The following is a 21,977-nucleotide window of genomic DNA, read 5'->3' on the forward strand; positions in this document are numbered from 1 at the left end:
GCCCTCGACGGTTGCGCTCCGCGAAGGTCCTGCGCCCCGGCGTCCCCACGCCGATCGTCCCCCGGCGCGCCCGGTCGTGCGCCGGCCCGCACCGCCCCGCCCGCCCGGTCCCCCGCGTCCGGCACCGCCCGACGAGGCCCCGCGTCGCGGCCCGCTGCGCGTGCTGCGCATCGTCGTGACCGTCGCGTCCGTGCTCGTCCTCGCTCTGAGCGGCACCGCCTGGGCGGCTCTGTCGGGCAGCTTCGCGACCTCCGGGGCCCTGTCGAAGAAGGGCACCGCGGCCGACGGCGCCACCGACGTCCTGCTCGTGGGCACCGACAGCCGGAACGACGCGCAGGGCAACCCGCTCTCGCGCGACGTCCTCGCCCAGCTCGACGCGGGCTCCGCCGACGGCGAGCTGAACACCGACTCGATGATCCTGGTGCGCGTCCCCAACGACGGGAGCCGGGCGGTCGCGTTCTCGCTGCCCCGCGACAGCTACGTCTCGATCCCCGGCCAGTTCGGCAAGGGCAAGCTCAACTCGGTCTACCCCGGCGCGAAGGCGATGGAGGCCCAGCGCCTCGTCGCGGGGGGCGACGCCGACCCGCGCGACGTCGACGTCCGCTCCTCCGAGGCCGGCCGCTCGGCGTTGATCGAGACGGTGCAGGAGCTCAGCGGGATCGGCGTCGACCACTACGCCGAGATCAACCTGCTCGGCTTCTTCAACCTGACCAACGCGATCGGCGGCGTCGACGTCTGCCTCAAGAGCGCGGTCGACGACGACTTCTCCGGCGCCCACTTCGCGGCCGGGCCCCGCTCGGTCGCCGGGCACGACGCGCTGGCGTTCGTCCGGCAGCGCCACGGCCTGCCGCTGGGCGACCTCGACCGCGTGCGGCGCCAGCAGGCGTTCCTCGCCGGGCTCTCGCACAAGCTGCTCTCCGCCGGCACCCTCGCCGACCCGGTGACGCTCTCGCGGCTCCTCGACTCCGTGAAGCAGTCGGTGGTCCTCGACGGCGACTGGGACCTGCTCGGGTTCGCCCAGCAGATGCAGGGCGTCTCGGGCGGCCAGGTCACCTTCATGACGATCCCCACCGAGGGCGGGGTCAGCACCGCCGCCGGTGACGCGCTCAAGGTCGACGAGAACGAGGTCCGGCAGTTCGTCGGCGACGCGATCGGCCCGAAGGACGCCCCGGTGGTCGCCACCGGCCCCGCGCCGTCGGCGATCCCGGTCGACGTCCGCAACGCCTCGGGCACCGGCGGCGCCGCCGCGCGGGTCGTCCAGATCCTCGGCGCCCAGGGCTACACGCAGCTCCGCTCGGGCAACGCCGACGAGCAGGCGCCGACCTCGGCCGTCGTCTTCGGGCCGGGCGGGGACGCCGGCGCCGACGTGGTGGCGCGGGCCCTCGGCGGGCTGCCCACCCGGCCCGACTCGAGCGTCCCGGCGAACACCGTCCGGGTGCTGCTGGCCTCCGACTACCGCGGGCCCGGCGCGGTGCCGGTGGCGAGCGACGCGGCCGACTCCGCGCCGCCTCCCCCGCCGCAGCCGCCGATCACCGCCGACGGCATCCCCTGCGTGAACTGAGCTCGGCGACGTGTCAGCGATGGCACGTCGCTGACACCGGACGTCCGCGATCCGCCACGCTCGCCGGGCCCGGCTAGGCTCGCCGCCCGATGACCGTCACCGACGCGCTGCTGGCCCCCGTCCTCACCTCCGACGCCCGCCGGCCGCTGATCACGTTCTACGACGACGCCACCGGGGAGCGGCTGGAGTTCTCCGGCGAGACGCTGGCGAACTGGGTCGCGAAGACGGCCAACTTCCTGCGCGACGAGTGCGACCTCGAGGTCGGCGGCCGCGTCTCGGTCGGCCTCCCGACGCACTGGCAGACCGCGGTGGTGCTCCTCGGCGCCTGGTGGTGCGGGGCGCAGGTGGTCGAGGGCGCGGCGGACGTCGCGCTCGCCGACGCCGAGCACCTGGCGGACGCCGACGCGGGCGTCGTCGTCGGGCTCTCCCTCGACGCGTTCGGCCGCCCGCTGGCCGACCTCCCGCCCGACGCGGTCGACTACGCGAGCGAGGTCCGCATGCACGGCGACCACTTCACGCCCGAGCCCGTCCCCGGGACGGCCCCGGCGCTCGGCGACGCGTCGGTCGACCAGGTGGTGAGCACGTCCCTGCGTCGGGCCACGGAGCTCGGCTACGGCGCGCGGACCCGGCTGCTGTCCACGATCGACTGGCCCCTGGACCTGCAGGGCGGCCTCGTCGACGGGCTGCTCGCCGTCCTGGCCGGCGGCGGATCCCTCGTGCAGGTGCGGCACGCCGACCCCGCCCGGCTCGACCGCGTGGCCGAGTCGGAGCGGGCCGACGTGCGCCTGACGGTCAGCCCTTGAGGACCTTGCGGGCCATGACCATGCGCTGGATCTGGTTGGTGCCCTCGTAGATCTGGGTGATCTTCGCGTCGCGCATCATGCGCTCCACCGGGAAGTCGGTGGTGTAGCCGGCGCCGCCGAACAGCTGGACGGCGTCGGTGGTCACCTCCATCGCGGTGTCCGAGGCGAAGCACTTCGACGCCGACGCGATGAGCCCGATGTTGGCCTCGCCGCGCTCGGCCTTCGCCGCGGCGACGTAGACGAGGTGGCGGGCCGCCTCGATCTTCATCGCCATGTCGGCGAGCATGAACTGCACGCCCTGGAACTCGGCGATGGCCTTGCCGAACTGCTTGCGCTCGCGCACGTAGTCGACGGCCGCGTCGAGAGCGCCCTGCGCGATGCCGACCGCCTGCGCGCCGATCGTCGGGCGGGTGTGGTCGAGCGTCGCGAAGGCGGTCTTCAGGCCGGTGCCGGGCTCGCCGATGATGCGGTCGCCCGGGATGCGGCAGTTCTCGAAGTAGATCTCGGTGGTCGGCGAACCCTTGATGCCGAGCTTGTGCTCGCCCGGGCCGACCGAGAAGCCCGGGTCGTCCTTGTGCACGACGAAGGCCGAGATCCCGTTGGAGCCCTTGTCGGGGTCGGTCTTGGCCATGACCGTGTACCAGTCGGAGATGCCGCCGTTGGTGATCCAGCACTTGGTGCCGTTGAGGATCCAGTCGTCGCCGTCGGCCTGCGCGCGGGTGCGCATCGAGACCGTGTCGGAGCCGGCCTCGCGCTCGGAGAGCGCGTAGCTGATCATCGACTCGCCCGAGGCGATCGTCGGGAGCACCTTCTGCTTGAGCTCCTCGGAGCCCGACAGGATGATCGGCATCGACCCGAGCTTGTTCACGGCCGGGATCAGCGAGGCCGACGCGTCGACGCGCGCGACCTCCTCGATCACCATGCACGCGACGATCGAGTCGGCGCCCTCGCCCTGGTACTGCTCCGGGATGTGGATGGCGTGGAAGCCGGCCGACGTGAGGGCGTCGCGGGCCTCCTGCGGGAAGCGGGCGTTGAGGTCGACCTCGGCCGCGAACGGCTGGATCTCCTTCTCGCACAGCGCGCGGACCGACTCCCGCAACGCGGCGCGCTCCTCACCCAGGTCGTAGACGTCGAAATCCGGGTTCACCGCGTACTCCTCCCACCAGTCACTCGCTCGTGTCACCGTACCGCCGCAAAGGTCGGACGTCCTACCGTTCCCGACGATGGCCCGCGTCTCACCGAGCGCGGTGGCGCCGGACCGCGTCCCGGTTCGCGCAGGCCGTCGAGCAGTAGCGCTGCCGACCGGTGCGCGACACGTCGGCGAACACCCGCTCGCAGCCCTCGACCCCGCACCGCCCGAGCCGGTGCATCCCGCGCCCGGCCAGGTGCAGGGCCGTGCCCATGGCGATCAGCGAGCCCAGGACGCGGCCCACGGGCAGGTCGAAGTCGCGGAAGTGCAGGTGCCACCCCGACCCGGCGTGGTCGGTCATCCGCGGGTGCGCGCAGTGGCGGGCGAGCAGGTCGTTCGTCCGCCGTGCACGCTCGGCGGGGTCGGTGGCGTCGACGATCGCCGTCCAGTCCGCGAGGACCTCGTGGGCCCGCTCGAGGTCGTCGTCCGCGGTCGCGTCCACGACGAGCCCGGCGGCGCGACACCGCGCGACGAGCTCGCCCGCGTCCGGCGGCGGGTCGTTGACGAGGTCCGCGGCCAGGACGACGGCGTCGTGCCCGTAAGGGTTGAGGTGCACGAGGCCATGACACCAGGCTCGTTGCCATGACCGCGACCCACCGGTGGACCACCGTCTCCAGCCATCACACCTCCGAGGGCCCCGTGCGCTACCAGCGCTGCGGGTGCGGGGCGTGGCGGACGCTCTACGCCAGCTGCGGCGCCACCTCGGAGGCGACGAGCTCGATGGCGTCGAGATCGGTCAGGTCGAGCACCTGGAGGTAGACCCGGCTGATGCCGGTCTGCTCGCGCCACCGCCCGAGGGCGTCGACGATCTGCGCCGGGGTGCCGGCGAGCGGGTTGTCGGCGAGCTGCGCGGCGTCGAAGCCGAGAGCCTCCGCCCGCCGGGCGACCGGCGAGCACGATCATGGTCCGGCACGGCTGGTGTAGGTGTGTCCGGTGGGGGTGGTGGTCTCGACGGTGTGGGGGTGGTCGCCGAGCCCGTCGTGGACGACCCGGTGGTGCCAGCCGGGCATCTCCTTGACCTGGTTGCCGCGCGCGCACTCCGCCCGCGCGTTGACCAGGCTGGTGGGTCCGTCGTCGCGGGCGGGTCGGATGTGGTCGCGGTGGCGCCGCGGGGCGTCGCAGTAGGGATCCCGGCACCGTCCGTGGTCCCGGATATCGATCAACTTGGCGAGGAGCCCGTCGAAGAACCGCTGCTTCGACTCTCCCCCGACGATGCACCCGGTCTTCGGGTGGGCGAACAGCCGCCGCCACCACGTCGTGCCCTGTGTGGTGGCCAGGATGTCGGCGATGATGTCCGCCGGCATCGGCCCGTGCCCCACCAGCTCGCCCGGGGTGTCGCTCTCGGGGTCGAGCAGGGCGTCGATCGGCAGCACGATCTCCAGCTCGACGCTCACATCGGTAGCGCGGGCCTGGCCGGTGATCCGTTCGACGAGGGTGTCGGCGACGATCTGATCCCGGGTGCGGTCCCCGGCGGCCCCGGTCGCGATCAGCGAGTCGGCGTGCTTCCGTAGGGCGGCGAGGCAGGCGACTCCCTGCTCGACCGGCAGTAGCCCGGACAGGACGCTCATGGTGTCCGGGGCGGGGCGCAGGGTGACCCGGCGGTCGGTGCGGGCGGTGCGCCCACGGTTCACATATCCGGCCCGGTCGATCTCGTAGGCGGTCTTCTTGACCGTGGCTTCGGCCTCGCGGCGTCCCTGGTGCTCAAGCTCGGTGTCGGCGAGGTGTTTGTCGACCAGGCGGCGCTGCTCGGGTTCGAGGTGGCTGGTCTGGGCGACGACGTGTTCGGCGAGGTGTTCGCTGATCCGCCCCGCCACCAACAAACCCCGAACCACAGGCAGGTCCTCGGCCAGGGTCCGGGCGACCCCCAACCGGCGGGACCCGACGTGCGGGGAGACGTGCGCGGCGAGCCCGATCTGGTCACCGATACCCCGACCGACGGCGCGTGGGTCCAGTTGTCCGGCGGCGACCTGGGTGGCTTGGAGTTCGACCTGGGAGCGGGCGAAGGTGACCATCGCGGTGTGCTGCGCGGCGGCGACGGCCCCGCGGAGGCGTTCCAGGCAGGCGATCTGGTCGACGAGGGCGACGCCGCCGTCGGCGACGGGGTCGGTGGGGAGGTCGGCGAGTTCGCCGAGGCGCGCGAGGAGGGCGGTCAGCTCGTCGCTGACCGCCTCACCCACCGCCTCGTTCGAACTCATGTTCGAAGGATAGCGGGACCCTCTGACAGTCACGGCCGGAACGAGCAGGTCGGCGGCGGCCGTCGTCGGGAAGAGATGTCCGCGGTGGCACATCGCTGACATCCGACGTCAGCGACGTGCCACCGCTGACACTCGGCCGACCCAGCTCACGGCCGGAACGAACAGGCCGGCCGCTGCCGTCGTCAGGAACTTCCCGGCCCCAACTTCCGCACCGCCTCGTCCTTGCCCGCCACCGAGGTGCGCAGGTCGGCCTGGAAGTCGGCCATCCGGGCCGCGAGACCGGCGTCGGCCGCGGCCAGGATGCGCACCGCGAGAAGGCCGCCGTTGCGGGCGCCGCCGATCGACACGGTCGCCACCGGCACGCCCGCCGGCATCTGCACGATCGAGAGCAGCGAGTCCATCCCGTCGAGGTGCTTGAGCGGCACCGGCACGCCGATCACGGGCAGCACGGTCGACGAGGCCACCATCCCGGGCAGGTGCGCCGCCCCGCCCGCGCCCGCGACCACCACGCGCAGCCCGCGCTCGGCCGCCGACTCCGACCACTCCAGCATCGCCCGCGGGGTGCGGTGGGCCGAGAGGACCCGCGCTTCCCACGGAACACCGAACTCGTCGAGCGCCTCGGCTGCGGCGCGCATCGTCGGCCAGTCCGAGTCGCTGCCCATGACGATGCCGACGAGCGGGGGCAGGCGCGCGCCCGCCACCTGGGACGCGTCGTCCGACGTCGCGACCGCCTGTCCGGGGACCAGCTCCGAGCTCGACATCTAGTGCGCACTCCATCCGTCGGTCCAGACACCGGTGGCGAGGTGGTCGGCGGCCAGGCGGGCGCGCCGCCGGACCTCGTCCATGTCGTCCCCGGTGATCGTCACGTGCCCGATCTTGCGACCGGGCCGCTCGCTCTTGCCGTACAGGTGCACCCGCGCCTCGGGGAAGCGCGCGAAGGTGTGGTGCAGGCGCTCGTCGGGACCCGTCGTCGGCACCGGGTCGCCCCCGAGCACGTTCGCCATCACGCAGGCGGGCCGCAGGACGGCGGTCGACCCGAGGGGGTAGTCGAGGACCGCCCGCAGGTGCTGCTCGAACTGCCCGGTGACCGCGCCGTCCATCGACCAGTGCGCCGAGTTGTGCGGGCGCATCGCGAGCTCGTTGACGAGGAACCGGCCGTCGGGAGTCTCGAAGAGCTCGACGGCGAGGAGCCCGACGACGCCGGTCGCGGCCGCGATGCGGATCGCGAGCTCCCCGACCTCCTCCGCGGCGTCCTCGGACAGCCCGGGGGCCGGGGCGAGGACCTCGGTGTTGATCCCGTCGCGCTGCACCGTCTCCACGGCCGGGTAGACCGCGACCTGGCCGAACGGCGACCGCGCCAGCACCACCGCGAGCTCGCGGACGAGCTCGACGCGGCGCTCCACCATCAGGGGCGTGCCGGCCTCGAGGAGCTCGTCGACGATCCCGGAGTCCCCGACGATCCACACCCCGCGCCCGTCGTAGCCGCCGCGGACCGCCTTGAGCACCACCGGCCAGCCGTGCTCGGCGGCGAACGCGTCGACGTCGGCCGCGGAGGAGACGGGGGCGAAGGCCGGGACCGGTTCCCCCAGCTCGGCGAGCCGACGGCGCATGACCAGCTTGTCCTGGGCGTGGAGCAGTGCCTCCGGCCCGGGGTGCACGGTGACGCCCTCGGCGACCAGCCGGGAGAGCAGCTCGCCGGGCACGTGCTCGTGGTCGAACGTCAGCGCCTCGGCCCCCACGGCCGCGCGGCGCAGGGCGTCGAGGTCGCGGTGGTCGCCGATCACGACGTCCGGGGCCACCATCGCGGCGGGCTCGTCGGGGTGCAGCGCGAGCACCCGCAGCGACTGCCCGAGCGCGATCGCGGCCTGGTGGGTCATGCGGGCCAGCTGGCCCCCGCCGACCATCGCGACCACGGGCAGGCCGGTGCGCTCGTCCACGAGGACGGGACCCTAACCGTCGTCGGGATCGAAGCTCTCGTCGGGAACCGCCGGGACGTCGAGACCGAGGATGCGGTCGCGCCGCGGCACCGGCGGCTCGGCCTCCCGCAGCCGGGCCAGGGTCTCCTCGGCGCCCTCGATGGTGGCGGGCAGCCCAACGATGCGGGCGCCCGGCGCGCCGGTCACCCCGCCGGCCCCGGAGAGCCGGCGCGCGAGCAGCCCCCGCAGCACCCGGACGCGGGCGGCGAGCCCCTCGCGGGGGGCCAGCACGACGACGGTCGAGCGCCCGACGACCGCGATCGTCTCGCCGGCGTCGAACACCACCGACGCGGCGTCGCCGGCGACGGTCAGCGGCGCCACGCGCGACCACCCGGCCACGCGCAGGGTCACGACGACGAGGGCGTGGGAGCCGGTCACGGAGGTCCCGTGGGCGCGGGCGGCGCGGTAGACCTCGGTGAGGCGCGTGCGCAGGTAGCGGGAGCTCGCGAGCCCGGAGAGCGGGTCGAGCGCGGCCGCCTCGGAGAGGTCCCCGCACGCGACGTCGGTCCAGCCGAGCGACACGACCCGCACCAGCCGCGACCCCTCGGCGCCGGGCAGGCCGAGCCGGCGGCGCTCGCCCAGGTCGCCGAGCGCGCCGCTGACGGCCATGTGCAGCGCGGCGAGGTCGGACAGGGTCTCGTCGAGCCCGATGCCCGCCGCGGCCCGGGCCCCGGCCCACGCAGTGAGCGACCGCTCGAGCGGCGCCCCGGCGCGCCCGGAGAGGACGGTGTCGCAGACGTCGTCGACGGTGGGGTCGGGCCACTCCGACGCGACCGACCACCCGAGCGCGTTCGAGCAGGCGAACCACCGCTCCCGCAGGGAGGCCAGCGCGACCCCGGGACGCCCCACGCCGGCACCCCGGGCGAGGGGCCGCGGATCGGCGCCCAGCCCCGGGGTGTCCTCGTCCGTGCGCTCGTCCGCCAGGGTCATCGCACGCACCTCCTGTGTCCCGTTCGACGTCCGCCGCTGTGCATCTCCCCCTGGCGACGCGCGAGGCGGTCATCCGTGACGGTGACGCTGCAGGGATCCTCCCGGAACCGCCCGCAGACTCGTCGTCGAGGGGGTGGTGGGCTCAATGGCTGGTGCCGAGGCTGCGGGAGCGGGGTCACCCGGCGACCCCGACGCGCCCTCCGACGCCGACCTCCTGGAGGTCATCCGGGGCCGCCCGGCCGACCACGCCTCCACCGTCGCCTTCGGCACCCTCTACGGCCGCCACCGCGACGCCGCCCGCGCCCTGGCCCGCCAGCTCGCCCGCTCCCCCTCCGACGCCGACGACCTCGTCTCCGCGGCCTTCGCGCGCCTGCTGGAGATCCTGCGCGCCGGCGGCGGGCCCACCGAGGCGTTCCGCGCCTACCTCCTGACCTCGCTGCGCCACCTCGCCTACGACCGCACCCGCGCCGAGCGCCGCCTCGACCTCACCGAGGACATGGGCGAGGTGATCGGCGTCGACCCCGACCGCACGATCGTCCCGTTCGCCGACCCCGCCGTCGCCGGCCTGGAGCGCTCCCTCGCCGCACGGGCCTTCGCGACGCTGCCCGAGCGCTGGCAGGCCGTCCTGTGGCACCTCGAGGTCGAGGGCGACTCCCCCGCCGACATCGCCCCGCTGTTCGGCCTCACCCCCAACGCGGTGTCTGCCCTCGGCTACCGGGCGCGCGAGGGGCTGCGGCAGGCCTACCTGCAGGAGCACCTCGCGGGCGGCTCCCCCGACGGCCCCACCGGCCGCCGCCACACCGAGACCGAGGCCAGGCTCGGCGCCTACACCCGCGGGGGCCTGTCGCGCCGCGACGCCGCGAAGGTCGAGGAGCACCTGCGCGAGTGCGCGGAGTGCCGCGCCCTGGCCGCGGAGCTCCGCGAGGTCAACTCCGGGATCGTGCGCTCGGCGATCGGGCCGCTCGTGCTCGGGGCGGCGCTCGTGGGCTACCTGGCCTCGCGGTCGTCGTGGGTGGAGTTCCCGAGCACGGCGGAGTTCGTGGTCGCGGGCGGCGGTGTGGTCGGGGTGCTCGGTGCGGTCGGCGGGCTCGTCCGCACCGCCGAGGTGCCGCGGTCGCGGCGGGTGGGGGCCGCGGTCGTCGGGCTGGCCGGGCTCGGGGTCGCGACGGTCACCATGCTCGCGGGCAGCCCCGGGTCGGCGCCGCCGCTCGCGGCACCGCTGGTCATGCCGCCGGGGCCGGTCTGGGTGCCGCCCGTCGCGCCCCCGCCGCCGGTCCCGCGTCCGGCGCCGGTGCCCGTTCCCGTTCCCGTTCCCGTTCCCGACGACGAGGCGGGCACGTCGGCCGGGTCGCGCGGCACGGGCGCCGACGACGACGGCCCGAGCCGATCGCGGTCCGACGACGACGGTGGCCGCGACGACCGCGACGACCGCGACGACCCGACCGGGGTGCCGTCGTCGGGCCGGGTCAGCTCGGGGCACTGGACGGACGACTCGTCGTCGGGGTCGGGGAGCACGGACCCGATCGACCGGGAGCTCGACCGCCGCACCCGCATCGTCGAGCTCCGGGTGCTCGAGCGCGCGCCGGCGCCCGAGCGCCGGGGCCTGCTCGAGCCGGTGCTCGACGTCCTGCTGGGCTGATCGGTTCGGCCTCCGGCCCTGTGCGTGCGTTTCCGTGTCCAGAGGCGGAAACGCACGCCCGGGGCCTACGGCCGAACGCGGTCGAGCAGGGCCGCCACCGCGGGCTCGTGCACCGGCCCGAGAGCGTGCGCCCGCCCGTAGACGAACGCCGCCATCGTCCCCAGCGCCTCGTCGTGCAGAGGCGCGAGGACCCGCGCGTGGTCGGCGCCGGGCCCGGTGATCACCCGCACGATCCAGCCGGCGTCGCGGAAGGAGACCGCGTCGGGGCCCGACGCCGGGCGGGCCAGCGCCCCGCCGAGCCGGCGCACGTCGAGCACGGCGTCGCCCGCCCGCGCGACGACCGCCGCGAGCGCCTCGTCGGACAGCTCCCGGACCAGGACGTTCGTCCCCTCGTAGGCGTGCGGGACCTCCGGCTCGCCGACGATCGAGCCGCTCTCGGTCCAGGGCATCTCCCGCAGGCCGCCGAGCAGGACCGGGGCGGCCCCGCGCAGAGCAGCTTCGGCGGCCCGCGCCGAGGACCCGTCGGTGTCGACGAGGCGCACGTGCAGCACGGTGCGGCCGCGGATCGGGGCGGGGACCGCGTCGAGGTCGGGCACCGGGACCACCCCGAACGACAGGCCGAGCGTCTCCGGCGCGTCGAGCCCGAGCCGGCGCACCACGGGCAGCACGGCCGGGGCCGCGGCGGCGTCGAGGAAGAGGCCGCCGCCCACCACCGACGACACGGGCACGAGCCCGACCGTCATCGCCGCAACCACCCCCGGCACGTCCCTGCCGCCCCGCAGCGCGGCGAACAGCTCGTCACCGGGGTCGACGTGGCGCAGCTCCCCGTCGGGGGTGACCACCTCGGCCGCCCGCAGGTGGTCGCAGGCCCACCCGAACTCGCGCCCGAGCAGCCCGAGGCCGCCACCGAGCGTGTAGCCGACCACCCCGACGCCCGGGAACGAGCCCGACACCGGCGCCAGCCCGTGCGGGGCCGCGGCCGCGACGAGGTCGGCCGACCGGACACCGGCCTCGACCCGGGCGGTCCGGGCCGCGGGGGCGACCGTCACGCCCCGCATCGCCCCGGTGTCGACCACGACGCCGCCCCGCACGCCGCGCGTGTGGCCGTGGCCGGTGGCGTGCACGACGAGCGGGCCGGTCCCGGCCCGGCGCACGGCGTCGACGACGTCGGCGGCGTTCCGGGCGCGGACGACGAGATCGGGGCGGTGGGGGTCGGCGGTCTGGAACCCGACGACCTCGCGAGCTGCGGTGTTCGTCATGCGGACCAGCTTCGGAGCGGCCGGAGCAGAAGTCCAAGACACGTTCCTGACGACCGCCAGAAGCGAGCGTTATGGGTTGGTCGGACCTCCTACGCTGGGCCCATGAGTGACCCGTCGCCCGCGATCCGCGCCTCCGACGCCGACCGGGAGCGCGTCGCCGAGCTCGTCCGCGCCGCCGTCGGGGACGGGCGGCTCACGGTGGTCGAGGGCGACGAGCGCCAGGCCGCCGCCTACGGGGCCGTCTTCCGGCACGAGCTCGAGCCCGTGACCGCCGACCTCGCCCCGGTTCCCGCGCCCTCGACGACGGCCGGGACGCTCACCCGACCGGCGGTGACCGACCGCCCGGACAGCACCGGGTCGGTCGCCGTGATGAGCGGCGCCGACCGGCGGGGCGCGTGGACCCCGGGCCGCACGCACCGCGCCATGAGCATCATGGGCGGCACGAATCTCGACCTGCGCCACGCCCGGCTCGACGACACCGGGCTGACCATCCAGACGGTCTCGATCATGGGCGGGGTGGAGATCGACCTGCGCGGCGCGGTCGGCGACACGGGTCCCGGCGTGACGATCCAGGCGTTCGCGCTGATGGGCGGGTGCGCGGTGGTCGTCGACCCCGACACCACCGTCGAGGTGACCGGGATCGGCTTCATGGGCGGCTTCTCGAACGACGCCGGGCCGGCCGCGCGCCCCGACGGACCGCGCCTGCGGGTCACGGGGTTCGCGATGATGGGCGGGGTGTCGGTGACCCGCCGACCGCTCGCGATCGGGCCCGGCTGACCCTCAGCCCCGCGAGTGGATCTCCAGCTCGGCGGCCGTGCGCGCCCCGGCGAGGCCCACCGTGAGGTCGAGCTCCGCGAGCACGTCGCCGACCACCTGCTCCACCCCGGCCGCCCCGGCGAGCGCCAGGCCCCACACCCACGGCCGCCCGAGGCAGACCGCCCGCGCGCCCAGCCCGAGCGCCACCGCGACGTCCGCGCCGGTCCGCACGCCGGAGTCGAGCAGCACCGGGACCCGGTCCTCGACGGCCGCGACCACCCCGGGCAGGGCGTCGAGCGCGGCCACCGCGTGGTCGATCTGCCGGCCGCCGTGGTTCGAGACGAGCACCCCGTCGACGCCGGCGTCGACGGCCCGGCGGGCGTCGTCGGGATGCAGGACGCCCTTGAGCACGATCGGCAGCCGCGTGCGCGACCGGAGGGTGGCCACGTCGTCCCAGCCCAGGGTCGGGCGCGAGTAGACGTCGAGGAACGTCTCGACGGCGGCGCGCGGGACCGGGGAGCGCAGGTTGGCGAGCGTGTCGCCGGGGTGGTGGCGCGAGATCTCGAGCAGGGTGCGCACCGCCCGCGGGGTGACCCGCGGCGCGGGCCCGGAGCGCGGGGCGGCCGCCCGCGCGCGGGCGAGCGCGTCGAAGACCGGGTCGGCGGTGTACTGGGCGATCCCGAACCCGCGACTGAACGGCAGGTGCCCGAGGTCGAGGTCACGGGGCCGCCAGCCCAGCATCGTCGTGTCGAGCGTGACCACGACGGCCTCGCAGCCCGTCGTCTCGGCGCGGGCGAGGAAGCTGTCGACGAGGTCGTCGGAGGTCGACCAGTACAGCTGGAACCAGCGCCTCCCGATCCCGTCGAGCTCCTCCATCGCGGTGCCGGCCTGGTTGCTGACGATCATCGGCACCCCGGCGGCCGCGGCGCCCCGGGCCACCTCGAGGTCGGCGCCGCGCCGGACGAGGTCGAGCGCGCCGATGGGCGCGAGCAGCAGCGGCGAGGGGTGGCGGCGCCCGAACAGCTCGACGGACAGGTCGCGCGTCCCGACGTCGCGCAGCACGCGCGGCACGGTCTGTCGGCGGGCGAAGGCCTCGCGGTTGGCGCGCACGGTCGCCTCGGCCCCGGCCCCGCCGCTCACGTAGGCGTCGGCGGCCCGTGACATCGCCCGCCGGCCGCGGCGTTCGAGCTCGCCGGCGGCGGTGGGGACGCGGGGTCGGCGACCCGAGACGCCGTCGCGGTAGACCTGTTCCTGGCGGGCTCGCCCGGCTCCGATGCGCACCCCGGTGATCTAGCACGACGGACCGTGCGGCGCGTCCCCGGGGAAGGTCAGGCACGCCTACGACCCGGCGCGGGTGCCGTTCGCCCGATGGGGTGACGTCCCCGGCCACGACCCGGACGACCGGCGGTCCCCGACCCACGGTGGGCGGTATCGCCCCTGGTCAGGGCCGTGCGATCGGCGTGAGGACGACGGGTGAGCCGAGCCTTCGCTTCCTGTTGATCGAGGTCGGAACCGGACACTCTTCTCGCATGACCTCGATGCAGGAGATGCCCACCGTCCAGAGCTGTGCCGCCACCAGCTGTTCGTACAACCAGGACTCCAGCTGCCACGCCGGCGCCATCACGGTCGGCGGCCAGTCGTGCGGGACGTTCGTCGAGATCTCGTTCCGCGGTGGATTCGACCGCGACGGTCTCGTCGGCGCGTGCCATCGCTCCGAGTGCCGGTTCAACGACAAGCTCGAGTGCACCGCCTCGTCGGTGGAGATCGGCCAGGGCGCCGACGTCGCCGACTGCCTGACCTACGAGGCCAGGTAGCTCTTCTCGATCCCCTCGTCGGCGCGCTCCAGCGCGAGACCGCCCGTGCGGTCGGCGCGCAGGACGCCGCCGGCGACCGCGAGCGCCGCGACCGGGTCGGCGTCGTTGACGAGGACGGCGACCCCCGTCGCGGCCAGGTCGCGCAGCGCGACGAGCACCTCGCGGCGCCCGCCCGGCTCCAGCCCGTCGGTGACGCGGTCGGCCAGGACGAGGGCCCCGCGGGCCTCGCGGATCGCCGCCAGCCGGGTGGCGACCGCCGCGTGCTTCCCGAACTGCAGGCGGGTCACGGCCGCCGGGCCCCCGCCTTCGCCGCGGCCCGACCCGTCGTCGAGACCCGCCATGATGCGACAGCGCACGAGCCCCGGACCCAGCAGCGCGGTGACCTCACCGACCGGCAGCCGCAGCGCCATCCGGACCTCCTCGCACCCATCCGCCGATTTCTGAGGTGAGCCTAAGCTTGCCTTCTCCCGATGTCGATGCTGCGGGTCACCCGCGGCCGACCGTTCCCGCGACCGTCCTAGACTCGGCCGCGATGGAGCACCCGAGCGCGGCGGCGCCCTCGCGGCTCGTCGCCGCGTGGCACCGCCACGGCGAGCTGGTGCGGTTCGCCCTCGTCGGCGCCAGCACCTTCGTCGTCGACACCGCCCTGTTCCTGCTGCTCAAGACGACGGTCCTCGAGCCCAAGCCGGTGACGGCGAAGATCCTCGCGGTGCTCGTCGCGACCGTCGTCGGGTACCTGCTCAACCGCGAGTGGTCGTTCCGCTCGCGCGGCGGCCTGGCCCGGCCCCGGGAGGCGACCCTCTACTTCGTCGTCTCCGGCGTGGCCCTGGTGATCAACGCGGGCCCGCTGTGGATCTCGCGCTACGTGCTCGACCTCGCGACACCTGACGTGACGCCCCTGACCGAGCAGGTGGCCGACCTCGTGAGCGCGCAGGTGATCGGCACCCTGCTCGCGATGGGCTTCCGCTGGTGGGCCTTCCGGCGTTGGGTCTTCCCGACCGCGCTGCGCTAGCGCGGCGTCGCCGGCAGCGGTCGTCGGGACGCCACCACCTGGTCGGTGCGCGGCACCGGCAGGAACACCGCGAACACCGCGGGCTTCGTCCGGGCCAGTTCCAGACGACCGCCGTCGGCCTCCACCAGCGCCCGCGCGAGCGCCAGCCCCACCCCGGTCGACGCGGCACCCGACACCCCACGGTCGAACACGTGCGGGGCGAGCTCGGACGGCACGCCGTCGCCGTTGTCGGACACCTCGACGACGATCGTGTCCTTGTCGGAGTGCCGCGCGGCGATCGTGATCGTCCCCGCGCCGTGGCGCAGCGCGTTGTCGACCAGCACGCCGAGCGCCTCGCGCAGCCGCGCCGACGTCGCCCGGGCGACGAGCCCGTCGGGCACCCGCACGCGCAGGCTCCGGCCCTGCCCCGACGCCGGCGTCTGCCACTCCTGCGCCACCGCCTGCAGCTCCCCGTCGAGCTCGAGCGGCGAGGCGCTGGCCGCGCGCGCCGCCCGCGCCGAGCTGAGGAGCTCGTCGAGGACCTCGGCGAGCCGCTCGGCCTGCTCGAGGGCCGCCGTGCCCTCCGAGGAGACCTCCGGGTCGGGGTGCGAGGAGAGCTCGTCGAGGCGCAGCTGCAGGGCCGTGAGCCGGCTGCGGAGCTGGTGGGAGACGTCGCCGACGAGGTCGCGCTCGCGCTGCAGCAGCTCGGCCAGCGCGATCGCGGAGGAGTCGAGGACGTCGGAGACGCGGTCGAGCTCGGGGATGCCGTGGCGCAGCGGCGCCTGCTTGAAGTCGCCCGCCCCGAGCCGGGCCGCCCGCCCGGCCACCTGTTGCAGCGGGTCGGCGAGCCGCCGGGCGGTGAGGGTCGCGACGACGGCCCCGACCGCGACCGACAGCACGATCGCGGCGAGCACCAGCGCGGTCGCCTGCAGCTGCCGCGTGCGCATCTCCTCGGACGGCTCGGAGATCGCAGCCGAGCCGTTGATGCCGAACAGCGCGGTCTCGGAGACCTGCGCGGGGTCGTCGGTGGCGCCGATCGCACTGGTCCCGCGCGGGGTCCGGACGACGAGGGAGCCGCCCGGGGGCACCGCGATCGCGACCGCGGAGAGGTCGACGGGCCGGTCGGACTGCAGCTGCGCGTCGAGGGTGTTGACCACCTGGCGCAGGCGCCCGGCGAGCTCGGCGTGGGTGAAGTCCTCGACCAGGCGCCAGGTGGTGACGGCGAGCGGCCCGCCGAGGACGGTCACGGTGATCGCGACGACGAGCAGCGTCGAGATCAGGATGCGGCGGCGCACGGCCTCAGCTCACTCCCCGTCGCTCCGCCCGCCCCGACCCGGATCAGGTGTTGAACCGGAACCCGACCCCGCGCACCGTCGAGATGCGCTTGGCCGAGGCCGGGGCACCGTCGGTGTCGCCGAGCTTGCGGCGCAGCCAGGACATGTGCATGTCGAGCGTCTTCGAGGTCTTCATCTCCGGGTCGTTCCACACCTCGCGGAGGATCTCCTCGCGGGAGACCACCTGCCCGGCGTGGGCGAGCAGCACCCGCAGCAGCTCGAACTCCTTGTTCGCGAGGCCCACCTCGACGCCGTCGACGAGCACCCGGCGCGCCGAGGGCTCCATCCGCACCCCGCCCGCGTCGAGGATCTCCGGCGCGCGGCGGCGCAGCAGGGCGCGCACCCGGGCCAGCAGCTCGGCGAGCCGGAAGGGCTTGCCGACGTAGTCGTCCGCGCCGGCGTCGAGCCCCACCACGAAGTCGACCTCGTCGGTGCGGGCGGTGAGCATGAGCACCGGCAGGTCGGGCTTGCCGGCGCGGACCCGGCGGCAGACCTCCAGCCCGTCCATCCCCGGCAGCCCGAGGTCGAGGACCATGAGGTCGACCTCGCCCTCCCCGGCGCGGGTGACCGCCGACGGGCCGTCGTCGACCACGTCGACGTCGTAGCCCTCGCGCGACAACGCCCGGGACAGCGGCCCGGCGATCGCCGCATCGTCCTCGACGAGCAGCACGGTGGTCATGACCCGTGAATGTAGACCCCTCTCGCGCACCCGCCGCCCGACGGCGAGGATGCCGCCCGTGACCCCTGAGCAGGACCTCGAACTCGCCATCCGGATCGCCGACGCGGCCGACGCCGTCACCCACGACCGCTTCCGCGCGACCGACCTGCGCGTCGAGCGCAAGCCCGACCGCACGCCGGTCACCGACGCCGACGTCGCCTGCGAGGACGAGGTGCGGCGCCTGCTCGCCGAGGCCCGGCCCGACGACACCGTGCTCGGCGAGGAGCGCGGCGGCACCGCGCCCGACGCCGGCCGGTACTGGATCGTCGACCCCATCGACGGCACCAAGAACTTCTCCCGCGGCGTGCCGGTCTTCGCCACCCTGCTCGCCCTCGTCGTCGACGGCGAGCCGACCGTGGGCGTCGTCAGCGCCCCCGCGCTGGGCCGGCGCTGGTGGGCGGCGCGGGGTACCGGCGCCTTCACCTCCGACGTCGCGCGCGGGATCGCCGCCGCCCCGATCGGGGTCTCCGCGATCGCCGACCTCGGCGACGCCTACGTCTCCACCACCGACCTCGACTACTGGCGCGAGATCGGCGCCCGCGACCGCTGGGTCGCCCTCACCGAGGCCACCTGGGAGAGCCGCGCCTTCGGCGACTTCCTCCACCACGTGCTCGTCGCGGAGGGCGTGATGGACGTCGTCGCGGAACCCGGCGCGAGCGCGTGGGACCTGGCCGCGCCGGCCGTCGTCGTGCGGGAGGCGGGCGGGCGCCTGACCGACTTCGCGGGCACCGACCGGATCGACGGCGGCGACGCCCTCAGCACCAACGGCCTGCTGCACGACGCCGTGCGCGCGATCATCCGGCCGGCCTGAGCGCGCCCCGCATCATCTGGGTCCACGCGAGCCGGCCGAACAGGTGGAAGCAGGCCGCCGCCTCCTCGTCGAACCGCGTCCACGAGTACCGCTCGCCGTCCTCGGCCCAGTAGACCTCCCACGTGTCGTCCGGGCCCGGGTGCACGCACCACACCCGGTCGGCGTCCTCCGGCACGGTCCCGACGACGAGCGTCGCCGGCGGCAGGCCCAGCGCGACGATCCAGCCGGGCAGCGCGTCGATTCCCACACCGGTTCCGACGACGCCGGGGTGCCGCCGGTTCCCGCGGGATGATCAGCGGCCCGCGGGGAGCTCCCGGCGCCGCGCCGAGGACAGCCGCCGCAGCCGGGGGAACCGGCCGGAGACGTGCTCGTCCCACTGTGCGTCCTCCCATTGGGCATCCACGATGTCGTCGTCGTAGCCGTCGTCCTCGTACGCGACCGGGAGGTCGTCGTCGGGATCGTCCTCGTCGTCGTCCTCGAGGTCGTCGTCGAGGTCGTCGTCCCGGTAGGAGCCCCAGCGGTCGGGGTCGAGCCCGCCGCGGCGCTGTGCCATCCGCTCCACCTCGGCCGCCACGCGGGCCACCCGGGCGAGGCCGTCGAAGCGCCACGGCTCGCGGGCGTCGTCGACCCCCACCACCAGCGTGCCGCTGCCGAGCAGCCGTTCCGCCCGGGCGCGGACCGTGCGCACCACGGTGATCGACCGCCCCGCCACGACGATGCCCGTGCGGGAGAAGACGCCCTCGCGGACGAGGATGCGCCGGTCGGTCACGACGAAGTGGGTGGCGCGCCAGCGCATCACCGGCGCCAGGGCGAACCACCCGAGCACCCCGAGGGCCACCACCAGGACGCCGACGAGCACCGCGGTCGCCCACGGCGTGGCCTGTGTGACCGCGACCAGCCACGCCCCGGCGAACGCCGTCAGCGGAGGGGCCAGCGCGGGGACGACGAGCATCCGCCAGTGCGGTCGGACGTGGACGATCACCCGCTCGCCCGCCACGAGGAGACGCTCCGGGTACGCCACGGCTGCCCCCCTCGTCCGATCGGCGCTGTCGGCCGGGACGAGGGTATCCGCGCGCGGCCCCGGATCCGAGCACCGCGCGCGGCCCGGCCGGGTGGTCGGCCGGTGGTCGGACGATCCTCAGACGGGGCGGACGTGCACCACGTCGCCCGCGGAGACCGTGTGCAGCTCGCCGTCGGCGCGCACCAGCAGGCGGCCGTCGTCGTCCACGTCCTCGGCCGACCCGACGAGCTCCCGCCCGCCCGGCAGCGCCACCCGCACGTCCTGCCCGAGGGTCGCGCACCGGCTGCGGTAACCGGCGAGCAGGCCGGCGCGGGCCGCGTCGCCGCGGGCCGCCCGCCAGTCGGCGTCGAAGGAGGCGAGCACGGCGAGGACGTCGCCGAGCACGTCGGGCCGCGGGCGCCGCACGCTCTGCGCGAGCAGCGACGTCCCGCCCTCGGGCAGCTCCGCCTCCGGGGTCGCCACGTTGATCCCGATCCCGATGACCAACGCCTGTCCGGCCGGTCCGCCCGGCACCACCTCGGCGAGGATCCCGGCGCCCTTGCGGCGGTCGGGGCCCAGCAGCAGGTCGTTCGGCCACTTCAGCGCGGCCTCGAGCGTCGCGACCGACGCCGGCGCCCGGTAGTCCTCCATCGCCACCACCAGCGCGAGCCCGGCCAGCAGCGGCGCCCAGCCCCACCGCTCGACGGGCACCTCGGTGGGGCGCAGCAGCACCGAGAACGTCAGTCCCTCGGCCGGCGCGGCCTCCCAGACCCGTTCCCGACGACCGCGTCCGGCGTCCTGGCGGTGGGCGACGAGCACGGTGCGGTCGGGGGCGCCGTCGGCCGCGGCGACGGCCAGGTCGGCGTTCGTCGAGCCCGTGGCGTCCACCACGTCCAGCCGGGCCCAGGGGCCGGTCGGGGCGACGGCGGTGCTCTGCAGCGCCTTCCAGGCGGCGGCGTCCCTCACTCCGGGCGGCATGGCCCGCACGCTACTTCCCGGTCGAGCTCACGCTGCGCTCCGTCTCCGACGTGCCCGGTATCACTGGCCCGTTCGTCTGGGTCGGCGTCGGGGGGTGTCGCTAGGGTCCGCGACCATGACCGCCGCGACGAAGCCGCCGCCGGAGCCCGACGAGGCTGCGGACACTCCCGACGTGCACACCTCCGCGGGCAAGCTCGCCGACTGGCACCGTCGTCAGGACGACGTCGTCCACGCGGGGTCCGAGCGCGCCGTCGAGCGCCAGCACGCCAAGGGCCGCAAGACCGCCCGCGAGCGCCTCGACCTGCTGCTCGACGAGGGCAGCTTCCTCGAGTTCGACGCGATGGCGCGGCACCGCTCCACCAACTTCGGCCTGGAGGCCAACCGGCCCTACGGCGACGGGGTCGTCACCGGGCAGGGCACGGTCGACGGCCGCCCGGTGTGCGTGTTCTCCCAGGACGCCACGGTCTTCGGCGGGGCGCTCGGCGAGGTCTACGGCGAGAAGATCGTCAAGGTCATGGACGTGGCCATGAAGATCGGCTGCCCGGTCGTCGGGATCAACGACGGCGGCGGCGCGCGCATCCAGGAGGGCGTGGTCGCGCTCGGGCTCTACGGCGAGATCTTCCGCCGCAACTCGCACGCCTCGGGCGTCGTCCCGCAGATCTCGCTGGTGATGGGCCCGGCGGCCGGCGGCGCCGTGTACTCCCCCGCGCTCACCGACTTCACCGTGATGGTCGACGAGACCTCGTTCATGTTCATCACGGGCCCCGACGTCATCAAGACCGTCACCGGCGAGGACGTCGAGTTCGAGACCCTCGGCGGCGCCCGCACGCACAACACCACCTCCGGCAACGCGCACTACCTCGCCTCCGACGAGGACGACGCGATCGCCTACGTGCAGGAGCTGCTGGGCTACCTGCCGTCCAACAACCTCTCCGAGCCGCCGCGGCTGGCCGCCGACGAGGAGGCCGGCGCGGTCGAGGAGAGCCTCGGCGAGGCCGACCTCGAGCTCGACGCCCTGGTGCCCGACTCGCCGAACCAGCCCTACGACATCCGCGAGGTCGTCCGCCGCGTCGCCGACGACGAGGAGTTCCTGGAGGTCCAGGAGCTCTACGCGTCGAACATCGTCGTGGGCTACGGGCGCATCGAGGGCCGAGCGGTCGGCTTCGTCGCGAACCAGCCCTCCCAGCTCGCCGGCTGCCTCGACATCGGGGCCAGCGAGAAGGCCGCGCGCTTCGTGCGCACCTGCGACGCGTTCAACGTCCCGGTGGTCACCTTCGTCGACGTCCCGGGATTCCTGCCCGGCACCGACCAGGAGTACAACGGCATCATCCGCCGCGGCGCGAAGCTGATCTACGCCTACGCCGAGGCCACCGTCCCGCTGATCACCGTCATCTGCCGCAAGGCCTACGGCGGCGCGTACGACGTGATGGGCTCCAAGCACCTCGGGGCCGACCTCAACCTCGCGTGGCCGACCGCGCAGATCGCCGTCACCGGCGCGTCGGGCGCGGTGAGCATCCTCTACCGCAAGGAGCTCAAGAAGGTCGCCGACGAGGGCGGCGACGTCGAGGCCCGCCGCGCGGAGCTGCAGCAGGAGTACGAGGACACCCTCGCGAACCCCTACGTGGCGGCCGAGCGCGGCTACGTCGACGCGGTCATCCCGCCGTCGTGGACCCGCGGCTACGTGGCCCGGGCGCTGCGCTCGCTCTCGGGCAAGCGCGAGACGCTGCCGCCCAAGAAGCACGGGAACATTCCGCTGTGAGCGGCCCCGACGACGAGGCCGTGGAGACCCCGCGGCCCGTCCTGCGCATCGTCCGCGGCGACCCCTCCCCCGAGGAGGTGGCCGCGCTGACCGCCGTGATCGCGGCCGCCTCGGGCGGCGGGGGCGAGCCGGCGGACACCGGCCCGCGCTCGGCGTGGACCGAGCGGGAGTCCCTCGTCCGCCGTCCCCTGACGCCGGGTCCCGGGGCGTGGCGGATGTCGGCCTGGCCGCGCTGAGACCGGGGGTGAGGCCCTAGGGTCGCGC

Annotated in this window: 24 protein-coding genes and 1 pseudogene; 10 read left to right on the plus strand and 15 right to left on the minus strand. The window is 75.1% G+C overall.

The genetic code is table 11. The annotated features are described in order from the left end of the window. Positions 1–190: 190 nt before the first annotated feature. Positions 191–1,561: an LCP family protein gene (locus ACFPBZ_RS15785; protein ID WP_378037033.1), complete on the plus strand. Its 1,371-nt coding sequence runs from the start codon at positions 191–193 to the stop codon at positions 1,559–1,561. An 89-nt stretch (positions 1,562–1,650) separates the two neighbouring features. Continuing rightward, positions 1,651–2,364 (plus strand): TIGR03089 family protein, encoded by a 714-nt coding sequence (locus ACFPBZ_RS15790; RefSeq protein WP_378037034.1) that lies wholly within the window; start codon positions 1,651–1,653, stop codon positions 2,362–2,364. Here ACFPBZ_RS15790 and ACFPBZ_RS15795 read toward each other — a convergent pair. Together ACFPBZ_RS15795 and ACFPBZ_RS15800 are read right to left on the minus strand one after the other, a co-directional pair. Next, complete coding sequence (locus ACFPBZ_RS15795) at positions 2,354–3,511, minus strand: acyl-CoA dehydrogenase (protein ID WP_378037035.1); 1,158 nt, start codon at positions 3,509–3,511, stop codon at positions 2,354–2,356. The genes ACFPBZ_RS15790 and ACFPBZ_RS15795 overlap by 11 nt on opposite strands. 88 nt (positions 3,512–3,599) lie before the next feature. Beyond that, positions 3,600–4,109, minus strand: a complete 510-nt coding sequence (locus tag ACFPBZ_RS15800; protein WP_378037036.1) for a CGNR zinc finger domain-containing protein — start codon at positions 4,107–4,109, stop codon at positions 3,600–3,602. Between the two features lie 26 nt (positions 4,110–4,135). Here ACFPBZ_RS15800 and ACFPBZ_RS15805 point away from each other — a divergent pair, with 26 nt between their 5' ends. Further along, positions 4,136–4,312, plus strand: a complete 177-nt coding sequence (locus tag ACFPBZ_RS15805) for a hypothetical protein (protein WP_378037037.1) — start codon at positions 4,136–4,138, stop codon at positions 4,310–4,312. Here the strand turns inward: ACFPBZ_RS15805 and ACFPBZ_RS15810 are convergent. The 5 genes and pseudogenes from ACFPBZ_RS15810 to ACFPBZ_RS15830 form a co-directional block, all read right to left on the minus strand. Next, a pseudogene (locus tag ACFPBZ_RS15810) lies at positions 4,234–4,440 on the minus strand (LLM class F420-dependent oxidoreductase); the annotation flags it as partial. The gene ACFPBZ_RS15805 and the pseudogene ACFPBZ_RS15810 sit on opposite strands and share 79 nt — an antisense overlap. Positions 4,441–4,452: 12 nt before the next feature. Further along, positions 4,453–5,748: a DUF222 domain-containing protein gene (locus tag ACFPBZ_RS15815; RefSeq protein WP_378037038.1), complete on the minus strand. Its 1,296-nt coding sequence runs from the start codon at positions 5,746–5,748 to the stop codon at positions 4,453–4,455. A 182-nt stretch (positions 5,749–5,930) separates the two neighbouring features. After that, positions 5,931–6,434 carry a 5-(carboxyamino)imidazole ribonucleotide mutase gene (gene purE, locus ACFPBZ_RS15820; protein WP_378037140.1) on the minus strand — a complete coding sequence of 168 codons (504 nt, stop codon included), beginning with the start codon at positions 6,432–6,434 and terminating at the stop codon, positions 5,931–5,933. A gap of 75 nt (positions 6,435–6,509) precedes the next feature. Beyond that, complete coding sequence (locus tag ACFPBZ_RS15825) at positions 6,510–7,685, minus strand: 5-(carboxyamino)imidazole ribonucleotide synthase (protein WP_378037039.1); 1,176 nt, start codon at positions 7,683–7,685, stop codon at positions 6,510–6,512. A gap of 12 nt (positions 7,686–7,697) precedes the next feature. Then, complete coding sequence (locus tag ACFPBZ_RS15830) at positions 7,698–8,654, minus strand: GGDEF domain-containing protein (RefSeq protein WP_378037040.1); 957 nt, start codon at positions 8,652–8,654, stop codon at positions 7,698–7,700. A gap of 145 nt (positions 8,655–8,799) precedes the next feature. Here ACFPBZ_RS15830 and ACFPBZ_RS15835 point away from each other — a divergent pair, with 145 nt between their 5' ends. Continuing rightward, positions 8,800–10,293: a sigma-70 family RNA polymerase sigma factor gene (locus ACFPBZ_RS15835; RefSeq protein ID WP_378037041.1), complete on the plus strand. Its 1,494-nt coding sequence runs from the start codon at positions 8,800–8,802 to the stop codon at positions 10,291–10,293. 65 nt (positions 10,294–10,358) lie between these two features. Here the strand turns inward: ACFPBZ_RS15835 and ACFPBZ_RS15840 are convergent, their stop codons facing one another. Beyond that, a complete protein-coding gene (locus ACFPBZ_RS15840; RefSeq protein WP_378037042.1) occupies positions 10,359–11,552 on the minus strand; it encodes an FAD-binding oxidoreductase in 1,194 nt (397 codons plus the stop codon). Positions 11,553–11,654: 102 nt separating this feature from the next. On the opposite strand from ACFPBZ_RS15840, the gene ACFPBZ_RS15845 reads away from it, so the two are divergent. Next, complete coding sequence (locus ACFPBZ_RS15845; RefSeq protein WP_378037043.1) at positions 11,655–12,329, plus strand: DUF1707 SHOCT-like domain-containing protein; 675 nt, start codon at positions 11,655–11,657, stop codon at positions 12,327–12,329. A gap of 3 nt (positions 12,330–12,332) precedes the next feature. Here the strand turns inward: ACFPBZ_RS15845 and ACFPBZ_RS15850 are convergent, their stop codons facing one another. Beyond that, the gene (locus ACFPBZ_RS15850) at positions 12,333–13,589 is read right to left on the minus strand and encodes an alpha-hydroxy-acid oxidizing protein (RefSeq protein WP_378037044.1); all 1,257 of its coding nucleotides are present in this window, start codon (positions 13,587–13,589) and stop codon (positions 12,333–12,335) included. A 248-nt stretch (positions 13,590–13,837) separates the two neighbouring features. On the opposite strand from ACFPBZ_RS15850, the gene ACFPBZ_RS15855 reads away from it, so the two are divergent. Continuing rightward, positions 13,838–14,122 (plus strand): DUF1540 domain-containing protein, encoded by a 285-nt coding sequence (locus ACFPBZ_RS15855; RefSeq protein ID WP_378037045.1) that lies wholly within the window; start codon positions 13,838–13,840, stop codon positions 14,120–14,122. Here the strand turns inward: ACFPBZ_RS15855 and ACFPBZ_RS15860 are convergent. Further along, positions 14,107–14,532: a hypothetical protein gene (locus ACFPBZ_RS15860; RefSeq protein ID WP_378037046.1), complete on the minus strand. Its 426-nt coding sequence runs from the start codon at positions 14,530–14,532 to the stop codon at positions 14,107–14,109. The genes ACFPBZ_RS15855 and ACFPBZ_RS15860 overlap by 16 nt on opposite strands. Positions 14,533–14,654: 122 nt before the next feature. Between ACFPBZ_RS15860 and ACFPBZ_RS15865 the strand changes: the two genes are divergently transcribed. Beyond that, positions 14,655–15,134 carry a GtrA family protein gene (locus ACFPBZ_RS15865; protein WP_378037047.1) on the plus strand — a complete coding sequence of 160 codons (480 nt, stop codon included), beginning with the start codon at positions 14,655–14,657 and terminating at the stop codon, positions 15,132–15,134. Here ACFPBZ_RS15865 and ACFPBZ_RS15870 read toward each other — a convergent pair. Further along, positions 15,131–16,408 carry an ATP-binding protein gene (locus tag ACFPBZ_RS15870; RefSeq protein WP_378037048.1) on the minus strand — a complete coding sequence of 426 codons (1,278 nt, stop codon included), beginning with the start codon at positions 16,406–16,408 and terminating at the stop codon, positions 15,131–15,133. The two genes, ACFPBZ_RS15865 and ACFPBZ_RS15870, sit on opposite strands and share 4 nt — an antisense overlap. Before the next feature lie 43 nt (positions 16,409–16,451). After that, the gene (locus ACFPBZ_RS15875) at positions 16,452–17,126 is read right to left on the minus strand and encodes a response regulator transcription factor (protein ID WP_378037049.1); all 675 of its coding nucleotides are present in this window, start codon (positions 17,124–17,126) and stop codon (positions 16,452–16,454) included. Between the two features lie 49 nt (positions 17,127–17,175). On the opposite strand from ACFPBZ_RS15875, the gene ACFPBZ_RS15880 reads away from it, so the two are divergent. After that, entirely contained in the window at positions 17,176–17,976 is an 801-nt protein-coding gene (locus tag ACFPBZ_RS15880) for an inositol monophosphatase family protein (protein WP_378037050.1), read from the plus strand. On the opposite strand, the gene ACFPBZ_RS15885 is transcribed toward ACFPBZ_RS15880, so the two are convergent. From ACFPBZ_RS15885 to ACFPBZ_RS15895, 3 genes are all read right to left on the minus strand, one after another. Continuing rightward, positions 17,960–18,223, minus strand: coding sequence for a hypothetical protein (locus ACFPBZ_RS15885; RefSeq protein ID WP_378037051.1), 264 nt, complete (start codon positions 18,221–18,223; stop codon positions 17,960–17,962). The two genes, ACFPBZ_RS15880 and ACFPBZ_RS15885, sit on opposite strands and share 17 nt — an antisense overlap. 45 nt (positions 18,224–18,268) lie before the next feature. Further along, the gene (locus ACFPBZ_RS15890; protein WP_378037052.1) at positions 18,269–18,997 is read right to left on the minus strand and encodes a PH domain-containing protein; all 729 of its coding nucleotides are present in this window, start codon (positions 18,995–18,997) and stop codon (positions 18,269–18,271) included. Positions 18,998–19,114: 117 nt separating this feature from the next. Then, positions 19,115–19,954: a biotin--[acetyl-CoA-carboxylase] ligase gene (locus tag ACFPBZ_RS15895; protein WP_378037053.1), complete on the minus strand. Its 840-nt coding sequence runs from the start codon at positions 19,952–19,954 to the stop codon at positions 19,115–19,117. A gap of 115 nt (positions 19,955–20,069) precedes the next feature. On the opposite strand from ACFPBZ_RS15895, the gene ACFPBZ_RS15900 reads away from it, so the two are divergent. Continuing rightward, the gene (locus tag ACFPBZ_RS15900; protein ID WP_378037054.1) at positions 20,070–21,713 is read left to right on the plus strand and encodes an acyl-CoA carboxylase subunit beta; all 1,644 of its coding nucleotides are present in this window, start codon (positions 20,070–20,072) and stop codon (positions 21,711–21,713) included. Next, the gene (locus ACFPBZ_RS15905) at positions 21,710–21,949 is read left to right on the plus strand and encodes an acyl-CoA carboxylase subunit epsilon (protein WP_378037055.1); all 240 of its coding nucleotides are present in this window, start codon (positions 21,710–21,712) and stop codon (positions 21,947–21,949) included. Before ACFPBZ_RS15900 ends, ACFPBZ_RS15905 begins: the two co-directional genes overlap by 4 nt. The last annotated feature ends 28 nt before the right edge of the window (positions 21,950–21,977 follow it).

The sequence above is a fragment of the Actinomycetospora atypica genome (assembly GCF_042653685.1).
GTDB lineage: Bacteria > Actinomycetota > Actinomycetes > Mycobacteriales > Pseudonocardiaceae > Actinomycetospora > Actinomycetospora atypica.